Raw genomic sequence first — 13,056 nt, forward strand, 5'->3', positions numbered from 1 at the left:
ACTTTCTTTTTTTATTGAAAGGTCTTTAATACCTAACAAAAAAAATCCCCCCCGCCAACAGTTTTTTGGGCGCCGCACCACTTTTTTCTCTCTGCTATATTAGTGCGATCCGATAGCTTACCGCACCTCGCTTGCCCCAAGCGCATCACATTTTCAGCACCGCACCTCGCTTACCCCAAAGCGCATCGCATTTCCAATAACGCTCTTCCTTACGACACCGACATCCATAGAAAAGAATTACGGCACATTCATCTCCAAAAGAGGATTATGACATTGCCATCCATAGAAAAACCTTACGGTACAGGCATCTCCAGAAAAGGACGACTGCGCCATCTACAAAAAAAACGACGCGCCTTTCTACAGAAAAGAATAGGAGTATAGCAATAAAAAACGACAACGAACACTTGTCTGCGCGGTTTTCGTGCTATACTTAGGACGGTAGATTTCGCGTGCAGAGGATGCAGCACGCTTTGATTTCATTCATTTTTTTCGGAGGAACCTTTGGATCACTATTATTCGATGAAGAGAACAGAGTTGAAGGAGCTGGCGGAAGCGCGTGGCTTAAAAAGGGTGTATACTTTTCGCAAGATTGATTTGATTTCCTGGCTTCAAGAACAGGATGAGCACAACACAGAGACAAAAACGAGCCAACAGAAGTCAACCGTTGTGAAAAAACGCACGAGAAAGTCAGCCGATGCGACGGCAACGAAAGAAAAGCCCAAGAAAGAAAAGCCTACGAGGGAAAAGCGCACGAAGGAAAAGCTGACAAAGGAAAAGCCGACGAAAGAAGAGTCTCCGCAGAAAAAGTCGACAAGGGAAAAGCGCACGTTAGAAAAACCCACGAAGAAGACAACGTCGGAAACGTCCCTGTTTTCGGGCGTAGAGGAAGAAGAAACGACGAAAACAGCCTCATCGAAGAAGCGCACGGCACAAGAGCGATTGACGAAAAAGATCTCTGCGAGGACTTCGGATGGGGAAGAGATAATGCCCAAGACGGCATTCATAGTAGAAGCGCCGTTCGAAACGGCATCTGCCGAAACGATGGAAACAGAAAAACCGACGGAAACAGAAGAACCGACGGAAACAGAAGAACCGACCATCGAAACGATGTCGCCAGAAAGTACCTGTGCGGACGAGGCGACAGAGACTACGCAGTACATGGCGGAAGGAAACGGCAAGAAGCCACGTCGTGAGCTTCCTGCGGATACCGGCGTGTTGGAAGTCATGTCGGACGGGTACGGTTTTTTGCGCGGAGAAAAAGAGGATGGCACCCGTGCGGACTACTATGTGCCGGCGGTACAAATCAAGCGCTTCAACTTGAAAAGCGGAGATATTATTGAAGGCATCGTTGGCGATGCCCATGATAAAGATAAATATGCGCCCATCATTTACATCAATGCGGTGAATGGAACCAGCCCGACGAGCTATGTTCGTCGCATGGAATTTGACGACCTTACGCCGATTTATCCTAACGAAAGACTGCGTCTGGAAACCGTGCCGGAAGGCATCTCCAATCGCATTGTCGATTTAGTTGCTCCGGTGGGACGCGGACAGCGTGGATTGATTGTATCGCCGCCAAAAGCCGGTAAAACGACGCTGCTCAAGTCGATTGCGCAAGCGATAGAACTCACCTATCCCGAAGTGTACTTGTTCATTTTGCTCATTGACGAGCGTCCCGAAGAAGTCACGGATTTTGAGCAGAGTGTCAATCGAATGCGTAAAGCGGACGATGCCATCCGTACAGAAGTGGTCGCCTCCACCTTTGATAAACAAGCGCAGAATCACACCCGTACCGCAGAAGAACTGCTGGATCGCGCAAAGCGCCTGGTGGAGAGCGGTCAGGACGTTATGATTCTGCTCGACTCCTTGACGCGCCTCTCGCGTGCATACAATATTACGACGACGCCCTCCGGACGCACACTTTCCGGCGGATTGGATCCGGTGGCGCTGTATCCACCAAAAAAGTTTTTCGGCGCAGCGCGTAATATTCGGGATGCTGGAAGCCTGACCATACTGGCGACTTGTTTGAAAGACACCGGTTCACGGATGGACGACATGATTTATGAGGAATTTAAGGGAACGGGCAACATGGAAGTGCATCTTTCCCGCAATCTCTCCGAAATGCGCATTTTCCCTGCCATTGATATTTTCTCTTCCGGCACACGTCGAGAAGATTTGCTGCTTACTAAAGAAGAGCAAAATGCCATGGTGGAAGTGCGAAAACAAGGACGCAATGCGGACGAGACCGCTGTAATGGAACAGTTTGTACGCCTGATGAAAAACACGGAAACCAATGAAGAATTTTGCCGTGTTATCCTTGGCAACTCGGCAGCGGCATCCGCTACGCGCAGACGCATAACACCGGCAACAAGACGACCGGCGCGGGAAGGCTTCAGTCGTGATGGAAGTCGGGAAGGCAATCCGCGTGATACAGCTTCACGGGAAGCAAATACCTTTTCACGCTCGATAACGTCCTCAGAAAGGGGAGAAGAATGAAAAAACGGTTCATTGGTCTCACTTTACTGGCACTTACGGTACTTCTTTCCTCCTGCGGTACAGAAAAAACACGTAAAGCAGGCACGTATGAAGCGACCGGACAGGGAAATGCAAAAGAAACGCCCATTCGGTTATCAGTCACTATTGATGAAAGTGGCAAAATCTATGAGATGAAGATTCTGGAGCATCAGGAGACGCCGCAAATTGGCGGAAAAGCGCTGGATAAACTCGTAGAGCAGGCGACGAAAGAAAATACGGCGGAGGTGGACACCATCTCCGGTGCGACGCGAACCAGTGAAGGATTTCGCGATGCGCTGCGCGCGGCGCTTGCCCAAGCCACAGGAGAAGAATCCATAAAACAGGACGATGCCTCACAACCCTCAGCGAAAGAAACAAGCCAAACCAGTGCGCAGGAATGACCGGTAGGTGAGCAAAGAGTTGGACAGCGTATACAGCAGGATTTTTGCCGATACGGATAGTCAATCTGTCGGGGAAAAGGAAGAAATGTTGAACTATCCCGTTTTTCGCATTATAATGACGCTATATGTGTAGTATTTTAAGGAGGAAGCATGACGGAATATAAATTAAACGCGACGAAGCGTGAAGGATCCGGTAAAAACCGGGTGGATAAATTACGCGCGGCGGGGGAAATCCCGGCGGTCATTTACCAAAAAGGGGAAGAAAATGAGCTGGTTCAGGTGAAAGACCTGGAATTTGCTCATGTTTATAGCAAAGCGGGTACGTCCAGTTTGGTCGATTTGGCGCTCAATGGCGCGACCAAAAAAGTGCTGATTAAAGAAGTACAAAGACATCCGTATCGCAACGAAGTGCTGCATGTGGACTTTCAGGGGGTTCGCATGGATGAAGCGGTTCGCCTGATGGTACCGGTCGTATTGCTTCACCGCGATGAAATTCGCGTCCAGCCTTCTATCTTGCTGCAGATGATCGATGAAATTGAAATCGAGTGCTTGCCGGGCGATATTCCGGCACAGGCCGAAGTCGATGTCGAGAACATGCAAATTGGCGACGTGATTACTGTAGCAGATTTGGATGTGGCAAAGAACGACAAAGTAAACGTACTTATCGACGAGAGCGAGCCGGTAGCCTCCCTCAGCGAGCCGCAGGAAGAAACAGCAGCGGAAGAAGAGGAAGAATCCACCGATGCGGCGGATGTTCCGGTTGTCGGTGAAGAAGAGAAAGAAGCCGAAGAAGAATAATCGGTGCATTACGATGAATCGGTCAACCAAGAGCAATTGGTTGATAAAGAATAAGCAGAACCGATGGACAGGAAGCGGACGGAGGCGGGCAATCGCCTCCGTTTTTCTATGGGCGCGAAAGGATAATCATGAGCCGAGAACAGAGCAGACCTTCCATATATATGGATTACGCAGCGACTACTCCCATGGCAGAAGAGGTGGTGCAGGCGATGTTCCCCTATTTTGGAGAGCGTTTCGCCAACCCCAGCAGTACGCACCCCATGGGAGGCGCGATCCAATGGGATACGGTCAAAGCACGGGAACAACTGGCATTTCTCTTTAACGTAGAACCGAGGGAATTGATACTGACTTCCGGCGCAACCGAGGCAAACAATCAGGCAATTTGGACGGGACTGGGTTACGCCAAAACCGTTCTTTCGCCTACCCAAACACCGCATATTATTGCTACGGAAATGGAACACGAAGCGATTCTTGCGCCTCTCCGTTTTCTGGAGAAACAGAAACTGGCGAAGGTTACGCTTTTGCATCCGGGTTCCTCTGGGGTGATTACGCCTGCTGCGTTAGAAGAAGCACTGCATCCCGAAACGGTTTTGGTTTCCATCATGGCGGTGAACAATGAAGTGGGTACGATTCAGCCCATTGCCGAATTAGCCGAGACCCTCCGCAATTGGTCGGGAAAAAGGCGCATTCTTTTTCACACCGATGCCGTTCAAGCGGCAGGGCATCTTGCCATCGATGCGAAACAATGGGATGTGGATATGCTGTCGATTTCGGCGCATAAATTCGGCGGTCCGAAAGGCGTAGGCTTGTTGATTGTCCGTCAACCAGTTCTTCCGACGCCCATTTTGCGTGGGGGAGCACAGGAGCGCGGATTGCGTGCAGGTACGACGAATGTTGCCGGTCTCATTGGTATGGCAAAAGCCTTGGAAATCAGCCGCCTTCATCGTCGTGAAGAAGAAGCGCGCCTTCACACGCTGGGTAGTGCTCTGGCAGAAGGGCTCACGTCCATTGCCGGCGTGACGCGGACGGTTCCTTCAGAAAACTGTCTGCCGAGCATTGTCCATGTGACCGTTTCGGGTTTTTCACAGGATGTTTTGCTTGCTCAATTGGGGAGACGTGGCATCTCGGTTTCTTCCGGCTCAGCTTGTCAGGCAGGGGCGAACGTCGAAAGCCATGTGCTTCCCGCTCTGGACGTAGCGCCTGCGCTTCGCCGCAGCGCCTTACGGTTTTCCCTTGGCGCAAAAACCACGAGGGAAGAAGTCGAATACGTAGTAGAAGCGCTTCGTGCGTGCTGTACAAGGAGAGAGGCATGAAAAAGCGTGTTTTGGTCGCGATGAGCGGTGGAGTCGATTCCAGCGTGGCGGCGGTACTGTTGCAGGAAGCAGGCTACGAATGCGTGGGCGTAACCATGCGCCTCTATGAAAATGAGCTGGTAGCGTATTCCGGTCATACCTGTTGTAGTCTGGACGACGTAGAAGACGCCCGCCATGTCGCGCATACCTTGGGGATGGAATACTACGTTTTTGATTTTTCTCCGGAATTTGAGGAGAAGGTCATTCAGAAATTCGTTCGGTATTATGAACGGGGATGGACGCCGAATCCCTGCATCGACTGCAACCGCTATCTCAAATTTGATCATCTTCTCAAACGCGCCCGTGAGCTCGATTGTGAAGCGGTGGCAACAGGCCATTATGCGCGCGTGGTGAAAGACAACGGCGTTTATCGCCTGAAACGCGGCGTGGATACCCATAAAGATCAAAGTTATGCGCTATATTCCTTCGATTCGGATACGTTGGCGCATACGTTGCTGCCGGTGGGGGTATATGAAAAGCAACGTGTACGGGAGATTGCCGAATCGCATGGCTTAATCAATGCACGCAAACACGACTCCCAGGATATTTGTTTCGTGCCGGACGGAGATTATGTCTCTTTTCTTTCCCGTTATACTGGCGAGACGTATGCCGAAGGCAATTTAGTGAATACCGAGGGAAAGGTCATCGGCAAACATCACGGTGCGATTGGGTATACCATCGGTCAGCGACGCGGTTTGGGCATTGCAGCAAAAGAACCGCTATACGTGGTCGATAAGGAGATGAGCAAGAATCTTGTGCGCGTTGGCACAAAGGAGCATTTGCTGGCGAAAGGGCTTCTTGCGATGGATTGGAACTGGATTGGCGAAGTGCCGAAAGAACCGATTCGCGCTACGGTAAAAATTCGCTATAACGCAAAAGACCAGCCGGCGACCTTGCGTGTGCTTTCTATGGACGAGGCGGCGAAAAGCGATGTCTCTTTGGATGACCTTGCCGTATTGCGCACGAAGGAGATAGCTTGTGAGGAAACGGCGGAACGTGTCGTAGAGGTTCTTTTCGATGAACCGCAGCGTGCCATTGCACCCGGACAGGCAGCGGTGGCATATCAAGGGGATACGGTACTGGGCGGAGGAACCATTGTCAAGGTTCTTTCCCCTTTGACGCATTGCATGGAGTAAACGAAGCAGAAACGACAGGATAAGGAGGATGCTATGCAGGTCATTAAAACCAAAGAGTATGCCGAAATGAGTCATGTTGCCGGTGTCATTGCAGAAGGGCTGATTCGCCAAAAGCCGAATGCGGTGTTAGGACTGGCGACGGGCTCTACGCCACTTGGTTTATACGCGCATCTTGTGAAAGCTCATCAGCAGCATGGTCTGGATTTCCGGCACGTGACGACTTTTAATTTGGACGAATATTTGGATCTGCCGAAAGAGCATCCGCAAAGCTACCATACGTTCATGGAAGAGAACCTCTTTCAGCATGTCAATATTTCTCCGGAACACATTCATTTTCCCGACGAGGACTATGACGCAATAGAGGAAAATGCCGAAGCCTACGATGCACGCATTCATCGTGCTGGCGGTATCGATTTGCAGGTCTTGGGCATTGGACGCAATGGACATATTGCCTTCAATGAACCGGCAGAAGAGCTTGCCTTTTTCACGTCGAGGGTGACGCTGACACCGTCCACGCGCGAAGCGAATGCGCGATTCTTCTCTTCGGTAGAGGAAGTGCCGACGCACGCGGTTTCCAGTGGTATGGGAACTATTTTACAGGCGCGTCATCTTTTGATTTTGGCGAATGGTGAAGATAAGCGCGACGCCGTTTCCCGTCTGCTGGATGGGCATACCCTAACGACCGACTGTCCGGTCACCTTTGCCCTTATGCATCCACACGTGACGCTTATTGTCGATGAAGCCGCCGCAGGCTGCTGATTTTGACAGGGAGAGGAGAGAAACCCGTCTGCGAGAGAAATTTGCCAGGCGGAAAAGAAGAAGGAGGAACCGATGAATCGAACAACGAATCGCCCGAACCGGCGTTGGCAACAAATTGTCCGCAGTATCCCGAATCGTGCTAAGGAAGAGGAACGGCATCAGGATCTGATGCGTTTTCATGCGGAAGTGCGCGATGAGAAGGTCTGGCTTGCCGACCGTCTGGATGAAGTGGACGCGCTTATCGCGGCATTGCGTCGCGAGGTAGAGAGTCTACAGGAAAGTCTGGATCGTCCGCGTCGGGGAGATCTTTCGCATTTGTCCCCTCTGACCCATGCCGGAAGGCAACGTTTATTGCACAAGCGGATGCTCCGTCATTCGGCAAAGCTGGAAGCCGTGTTAGGGGAAATCCATCGGCATCCCGTCTTTCGTGACCTCGTTTCCGACATGGGCGAGTGGGAAATTCCGGAAGCGACGCTTCCCGACGAAGAGGATAACGCCTATACCGTATCGCGCACGATGATGCCATTGCTGGAACAGACCAATCGCCTTTTGGACGGTTTGTATCGTCTGCGTCGTCGCATGAGTCGCGAATTGCTTCGCCTCGCACGCACCGGGCAAGACGACTGAAGGACCGCACGAGTCTTTACCACCCTCATTCCGCCTGGTGCACCGGACAAAACGACGAAGTTATGTAGTGATTATGGAACATATTTTCTTCAAAGCCCTCCGTTACGCTACCAAACAAACAGGAAAAGCGAAGGGAAGGAAGAGGAAAGGCAAAGCCTTCCGCTGCCCACCGCAATAGAAGGAGGACACCATGATCGAACAAGATCGTTTTGAACAAACCGGAGAAGGAAATCGAAATGCGGAACGGGAAGAAGCGACTACGCGCCGTATCGTGCGCGAAGAAATTGCTCGCAATTATCGTCCGAAAGGAAGCGTTGCTAGAGCGTTTGCGCTGGTGCTTTGCAGTGCGCTGCTTGGCGCTGGCGGCGGTGCGGCGCTGGTATCTTCCGGAAATGTATCCCTGCCCAAACAGGAAGAGCCGAAGGCGAGTACCACAACGACGAGCAACGTCAACATCTCCTTAAAAGAAGGAAGTACAACGGTGGAAAATGCCATCGCGGCGAAGACTATTCCGTCCATTGTCGGCATAACCACCGTTTCCAAGAGCTTCAGCGAAAATCCGTTCCTTTATGGGACACCGAAATATAGTGAATCGGTGGGATCGGGCGTTATTGTCTCTCCCGACGGCTATATTTTAACCAACGCTCACGTCGTGAACGGGGGGAATGCTAAAACGGTGAAAGTTCGCTTGTCGAATGGCGAAGAGGCAGAAGCCAATGTCCTTTGGGCAGACCCCACGCTGGATTTAGCGGTCATCAAAGTGGAAAAGAAGAACCTGCCCGCCATTACTTTTGGGGATGCCGACAAGGTGCAGGTAGGCGATAAAGCTGTCGCTATCGGCAATCCGCTCGGTTTGGATTTGCAGTCTACGTTAACATCCGGCTATATCTCCGGTCTGAATCGTTCGATCACCCTCCAGGACGGGAACATCATGGACGGACTGATTCAGACCGATGCGGCAATCAATGGTGGTAACTCCGGCGGCGCTCTTTTGAATGCGAAAGGGGAGCTGATTGGCATTAACACGGCTAAGCCTGCCTCGGCGGACGGCATCGGTTTTGCCATTCCAGTTTCGACGGTCAAACCCATCGTAGAGAAGATTCTTTCCGACGGCACATACACTCCGCTTTATATGGGCATCAACGGCACGAATACCAAATTAGTCGCGGCAAGTGGCGTGGAAGGACTGCCGACAGAAAGTGGCGTCGTTGTGCGCGACGTGGTAGCCGGTTCGCCTGCCGCTGCCATGGGCATTCAAGCGTATGACATTATTGTCGCCATCAATAACGAGCCGGTAGAGTCCATGAACACCTTAAAAACCCTTCTTCTCAAGTATAAAGAAGGCGACACGGTGGATGTGACGTACTACCATGGGAAAGAAAAGAAAACGGAAAAAATGACCTTTACGAACTTCACACCGCCGTCCCTTCGCGCGGAATAACGTGAGATAGGGAAAGGAAAGAATAAGAAAAGCCGCCCACGCTAACGAGAGAGGGCGGCTTCTTTCATGGGTACTTTGCGAATTTCGGCAATGACCTCTGCGCCGATGATGAGAATAAGGCAAGTATATTTCAGCCAGAAGAACATACCGAGAAAACCGGCAAGAGAGCCGAAGTAAAGCGATAGACGAGAAACGTGGTCGAGTACGTAACCGTAAATAACCGTCAGCAAAAAGATGCCAATACCGGCAATAATTCCGCCGAAGGCGGCTTCTCGCCAGCTTATATGCCCGTGACTGACCAATGGTACTGTGCGATAGAAAAGCACCAGAGTGAACAGAAAAAAGAAGAGGGGCAAATAGCGTCCGAGGAAGGAATTAAGAAGGCGAACAAGCGCTTCTAACTCCCGAACGCCGAAATCGTGTATGGCGCGCTCCGCTACCAAAATCAGACTGCGGGAAAAGACGACCAGAACCAACAGAAGGACGATGGCGGTTAAAAACAGCACGGTATAGATAATAGCAAAGGTACGGCGCACAATGCTTTTTCCCCGCAGACGAAATCCTAAAGAGGTGTTCACGTCCAAGATGAGCTTATTAAAGCCGTTCGAGCCGAGCCAAACGGCACTGACCAAACCGAATCCGACGGTGCCGGCATTGACGTTTTGGGAAAGAACGTTGAGGACATCCGAAAGAATATCCGCTACCACCTGCGGCAAAAGGCGCACAATCGCATAGAGTGAAGCGGTCGGTTGGGCAAAAAACAACGATCCGACGACGATGAATAGCAGCAGCAAGGGAATACTTGCCATCAACAGGTCATAGGAAAGCGAAGACGCGCGATAAAGAAGATCCTGATTATGCAAGTTCAGAAGGAGTCCGATGAAGACACGTTTGATTTTGGTACGCTTTCGCCCGCGTTTTTTTAAGGGGAGAGACTCTTTTTGAGTGCACACCGATGGGGATGGCGTATGTTCTGACGTGTTTTTATCCACATTGTCCTCCTTTCTTTAGAAGAATCCGTCTTTTCAAATCATCTGGTAAGACCGGTGCGCAGTACGATAAAGCGCACCGAATGGCAAACGGCAACGAGCGTGCCTTTTCCACTGGCGATAGAAAACGCAAAAGAGAAAAATCGGGTCGGCGGTTTGCCGACCCGAACATTTCTTACTTTTCTAAGTCTAAAAGCATAGCAATGGCTTCATCCGGAAGGCGATTTAATCCTTTTTGTTCTCGGAGGAATGTCGTGCGGTTTTCCAGGCTGTGATGCACTTTGGCGCGGTAGTCTTCATCATCCGGAACATCAAAGCCTTCGATGTCGGCATATTCCAAGCCCTTCATCGCTTTTAGCGGTTTCCAGGCAGTTGTGCCGTCTACGAGGCTCTCGATAGCGGCGATGGTGGCTTCTTTCGGCACTTTTTTATCGAGGAAGAATCCGGTGTTCAGAATGTAGCAGTCCACACCCTGCTCAAAAAGCGCTAAGAATTTGCGGAAGTCATCGTTCAGCGGATAGGTGCGGAACGGGTTGGCGTAGGGTTCAATGACGAGCTTGTTCGGGTCAACACCCTTTGCCAAACGTTCAGCGTTGCTGCGCTTTGTAGACAGGGTTGCTCCCATGAGTGCCGCAACCTGCGGATCATGTACGCGAACCAGCGGTGGAAGAACCGGATCCTTCATAATCCAAGCGACCGCCGTCATCGGCTGATGCAGCACGTCTACGCGGTTCGGCGACCATAGGCGGGATTTCACCGCGCGGCCATTGCCGTTACGAATATCTTCGGAAACAATAATCTTTTTTCCGTCTTCGTCCAGCGTGACGCCACAGTTTTGCACAGTCAGCAGATATTTATTATCCGGAGACGAGGCAGGGTAATCCGCGGTTTTATCGAAGTAGGACGGTTCCAGAGCGACCGAGCTGAAGTCTTTTGTCGAGATGATGAACGCATCATCATGCAATACGCGAATATCGTATTTTCCTTCGTGTTTCGCATGGGTCAACGTGGATTTTCCCGAACCGGAAAGACCAAATACCGCCAGCGTGTATGGTGATGCACTGTCCGGATTGAATGTTTTGCATCCGCCGTGGCAGCAGGCGTAGTCATGACGGTTGGCAATGGACCATGCCAAAGTCAGCGTGCCCTTTTTATGTTCACCGAAGTATTTCATGCCCAGTAAGGCAGCACAATTGTGTGCGGAATCAAAATAGGTCAATCCCAGCGGATGTTCCTCATGCGCCCATTGCGGATCAGAGAAGACGTAAATATCGCCTTCGCCGTCGATGGCTTTAGATTTCGCATACAACGCTTCATATTCCGGCGTGCAGGGCTGGAAGTTTAACATCCAATCATACAGAATGTTTTCCTCGCCTTCGGGGATGAGCAAGTGTGCGCGAACCATAAAATCTTCATCCAGACCGACAAATACTTGTGCGTGATACATGGTGTTCCAACGCGTATCGTACACGGCGCTCATCACCTTGCGGTTCAAGTCGGCACTGTCAACCCCTTCATCGCCGACAATGCGGCGAGCAGCGGCAGTTCTGCCGGTCACCGAGCCGTCGTTAAACAGCAACACTTTTGCATCGGCAGGAAGACCTAATTTTTCCGGCTGCTCAATGGGAAGATCCGTAACGACCGTACCGATGGAATTTTTAGCCATCTCGTAGGCCTCTGCAAGCGTCTTCACCTCGATAACGTTGTTGCCGTAAAACGGGGTTTCCACGATCGTGCGCAGAGCGCTCATCGCAGAAAGGGACGGACCCATCTCTTCACGAGAAAATCTGGTTTTTGTGGACATAACATGCTCTTTCTATTGCACAAGGCAAAATTTATTTTGTTCGGCGAATGCCGTTACCTCTGCTCATCACTATAGCGCAAGCATTACGTTTTCCGCAACCAATGCGCCTTCTCTTTTATCCTTATTACTTAATCAATGCCTGCAGAGCCTTAAAATGGGGGGTTTTCGCATCTTCCAGAAGATCAAACAGCAAGGACTCCGTAGATGTGACCACTGCGCCCATTTGAGCGAAAAGCGCCAAAGCGATTTCTTTATTCTGCGTATCACGGGAGCTGACGGCATCGGCAGGAACAAATACCTGATACCCCTCGGCAAGAAGCGTGCGTACGGTTTGGAATACGCAGATATGCGCTTCAATTCCCGTTACCACGACTTGTTTTCTTCCTGCAAAGGGCGCTTTCTTCATCGCTTCGTGAATAGTTGGCGTAATGGCGTTAAATACGGTTTTTTCGGCGTATTGGGTATCCACTTGTTCACGGGCAGATTGCAGCGCCGAAACGGTCGCACCTAAACCTTTAGGGTATTGTTCCGTAACGATCATAGGCAGGGTGAAAGCCTTTGCGGCTTCCAACAGCACCTTGGCATTTTTGACTATACGCTCTGCATCTGCCATACTGGGCAGCATCCGCTCCTGAAGATCAATAAAAAGAACGAACGTTTCGCTTGGGTTTAATTTATAGGGGTTCATGTGTACTCCTTTCCGGTCTTTCGATTATAGCAGTTGCCGCAGGAGAGGAACAATACATCACGGTTTGCGCAAGCGAGGAAAGAGGAAACAGAAAGATGGAAAACAATACGTCCGAATTTGGGCAATATATCGGAATGCAGCTCGTTAAACAAAAAGAAGGCAAGGCAGAGGTATCGCTTACGGTGGAGAAACACCATCTTAATTCACAGGCCATTGCACATGGTGGCGTGTTGTTGTCCATGATGGATTTGGCAATGGGCGCGGCAGCATCTTCCTATGGTTCTGCGGTCGTTACGATGGATTTGCAGTATCGTTTCTTCCATCCTGCGCGGTTGGGCGAAACAATTTATGCGCGCGGAGAAGTGTTGAAAAACGGAAAAACTATTGTTGTCACCAAGGGCGCAATCTATATAGGTGAGCAATGCATTGGGGAAGCCTCCGGTCAATTTTTCAAGCGCGAATAAAGCCGCCGTGTCGGAGAGACGCGAAACAATACGAAGGGGTGCGAAGCGTCTAAAGACGGGATAAAACCTTCGGAAAACAAAAA

Annotated in this window: 12 protein-coding genes; 9 read left to right on the top strand and 3 right to left on the bottom strand. The window is 50.7% G+C overall.

The genetic code is table 11. The annotated features are described in order from the left end of the window. Window positions 1–501 precede the first annotated feature (501 nt). The 8 genes from rho to RDL68_RS01545 all read left to right on the top strand — a co-directional run bounded on the left by rho (window position 502) and on the right by RDL68_RS01545 (window position 9,028). Window positions 502–2,496, top strand: a complete 1,995-nt coding sequence (gene rho / locus RDL68_RS01510) for a transcription termination factor Rho (RefSeq protein ID WP_308539903.1) — start codon at window positions 502–504, stop codon at window positions 2,494–2,496. Further along, window positions 2,493–2,915 (top strand): FMN-binding protein, encoded by a 423-nt coding sequence (locus RDL68_RS01515; protein ID WP_308539904.1) that lies wholly within the window; start codon window positions 2,493–2,495, stop codon window positions 2,913–2,915. The genes rho and RDL68_RS01515 overlap by 4 nt, the downstream gene beginning before the upstream one ends. Before the next feature lie 150 nt (window positions 2,916–3,065). Further along, complete coding sequence (locus RDL68_RS01520; RefSeq protein WP_308539905.1) at window positions 3,066–3,713, top strand: 50S ribosomal protein L25; 648 nt, start codon at window positions 3,066–3,068, stop codon at window positions 3,711–3,713. A gap of 161 nt (window positions 3,714–3,874) precedes the next feature. Then, window positions 3,875–5,026, top strand: coding sequence for a cysteine desulfurase family protein (locus tag RDL68_RS01525; protein WP_308539906.1), 1,152 nt, complete (start codon window positions 3,875–3,877; stop codon window positions 5,024–5,026). Beyond that, window positions 5,023–6,201 carry a tRNA 2-thiouridine(34) synthase MnmA gene (gene mnmA, locus RDL68_RS01530; RefSeq protein ID WP_308539907.1) on the top strand — a complete coding sequence of 393 codons (1,179 nt, stop codon included), beginning with the start codon at window positions 5,023–5,025 and terminating at the stop codon, window positions 6,199–6,201. The genes RDL68_RS01525 and mnmA overlap by 4 nt, the downstream gene beginning before the upstream one ends. Window positions 6,202–6,234: 33 nt before the next feature. Then, window positions 6,235–6,960 (top strand): glucosamine-6-phosphate deaminase, encoded by a 726-nt coding sequence (gene nagB / locus RDL68_RS01535; RefSeq protein WP_308539908.1) that lies wholly within the window; start codon window positions 6,235–6,237, stop codon window positions 6,958–6,960. 72 nt (window positions 6,961–7,032) lie between these two features. Further along, the gene (locus RDL68_RS01540) at window positions 7,033–7,587 is read left to right on the top strand and encodes a hypothetical protein (RefSeq protein WP_308539909.1); all 555 of its coding nucleotides are present in this window, start codon (window positions 7,033–7,035) and stop codon (window positions 7,585–7,587) included. A 190-nt stretch (window positions 7,588–7,777) separates the two neighbouring features. Then, window positions 7,778–9,028: a trypsin-like peptidase domain-containing protein gene (locus tag RDL68_RS01545; protein ID WP_308539910.1), complete on the top strand. Its 1,251-nt coding sequence runs from the start codon at window positions 7,778–7,780 to the stop codon at window positions 9,026–9,028. A 41-nt stretch (window positions 9,029–9,069) separates the two neighbouring features. On the opposite strand, the gene RDL68_RS01550 is transcribed toward RDL68_RS01545, so the two are convergent. From RDL68_RS01550 to RDL68_RS01560, 3 genes are all read right to left on the bottom strand, one after another. Continuing rightward, window positions 9,070–9,891: a YhjD/YihY/BrkB family envelope integrity protein gene (locus tag RDL68_RS01550; protein ID WP_308539911.1), complete on the bottom strand. Its 822-nt coding sequence runs from the start codon at window positions 9,889–9,891 to the stop codon at window positions 9,070–9,072. 301 nt (window positions 9,892–10,192) lie between these two features. Beyond that, window positions 10,193–11,821 carry a phosphoenolpyruvate carboxykinase (ATP) gene (locus tag RDL68_RS01555; RefSeq protein WP_308539912.1) on the bottom strand — a complete coding sequence of 543 codons (1,629 nt, stop codon included), beginning with the start codon at window positions 11,819–11,821 and terminating at the stop codon, window positions 10,193–10,195. 124 nt (window positions 11,822–11,945) lie between these two features. Then, entirely contained in the window at window positions 11,946–12,509 is a 564-nt protein-coding gene (locus RDL68_RS01560) for an isochorismatase family protein (protein WP_308539913.1), read from the bottom strand. Window positions 12,510–12,604: 95 nt separating this feature from the next. Here RDL68_RS01560 and RDL68_RS01565 point away from each other — a divergent pair, with 95 nt between their 5' ends. After that, a complete protein-coding gene (locus RDL68_RS01565) occupies window positions 12,605–12,973 on the top strand; it encodes a PaaI family thioesterase (protein WP_308539914.1) in 369 nt (122 codons plus the stop codon). Window positions 12,974–13,056: the final 83 nt, after the last annotated feature.

The organism is uncultured Murdochiella sp. (assembly GCF_902488755.1).
In the GTDB taxonomy this organism is placed as follows: Bacteria; Bacillota; Clostridia; order Tissierellales; family Peptoniphilaceae; genus Murdochiella.

What these genes read in the sequence shown, in the direction of transcription:
- RDL68_RS01515 (WP_308539904.1), top strand. Translation starts at nt 2,493, where the DNA reads ATGAAAAAACGGTTCATTGGTCTCACTTTACTGGCACTTACGGTACTT.
- RDL68_RS01520 (WP_308539905.1), top strand. Translation starts at nt 3,066, where the DNA reads ATGACGGAATATAAATTAAACGCGACGAAGCGTGAAGGATCCGGTAAA.
- RDL68_RS01525 (WP_308539906.1), top strand. Translation starts at nt 3,875, where the DNA reads ATGGATTACGCAGCGACTACTCCCATGGCAGAAGAGGTGGTGCAGGCG.
- mnmA (WP_308539907.1), top strand. Translation starts at nt 5,023, where the DNA reads ATGAAAAAGCGTGTTTTGGTCGCGATGAGCGGTGGAGTCGATTCCAGC.
- nagB (WP_308539908.1), top strand. Translation starts at nt 6,235, where the DNA reads ATGCAGGTCATTAAAACCAAAGAGTATGCCGAAATGAGTCATGTTGCC.
- RDL68_RS01540 (WP_308539909.1), top strand. Translation starts at nt 7,033, where the DNA reads ATGAATCGAACAACGAATCGCCCGAACCGGCGTTGGCAACAAATTGTC.
- RDL68_RS01545 (WP_308539910.1), top strand. Translation starts at nt 7,778, where the DNA reads ATGATCGAACAAGATCGTTTTGAACAAACCGGAGAAGGAAATCGAAAT.
- RDL68_RS01555 (WP_308539912.1), bottom strand. Translation starts at nt 11,821, where the DNA reads ATGTCCACAAAAACCAGATTTTCTCGTGAAGAGATGGGTCCGTCCCTT.
- RDL68_RS01560 (WP_308539913.1), bottom strand. Translation starts at nt 12,509, where the DNA reads ATGAACCCCTATAAATTAAACCCAAGCGAAACGTTCGTTCTTTTTATT.
- RDL68_RS01565 (WP_308539914.1), top strand. Translation starts at nt 12,605, where the DNA reads ATGGAAAACAATACGTCCGAATTTGGGCAATATATCGGAATGCAGCTC.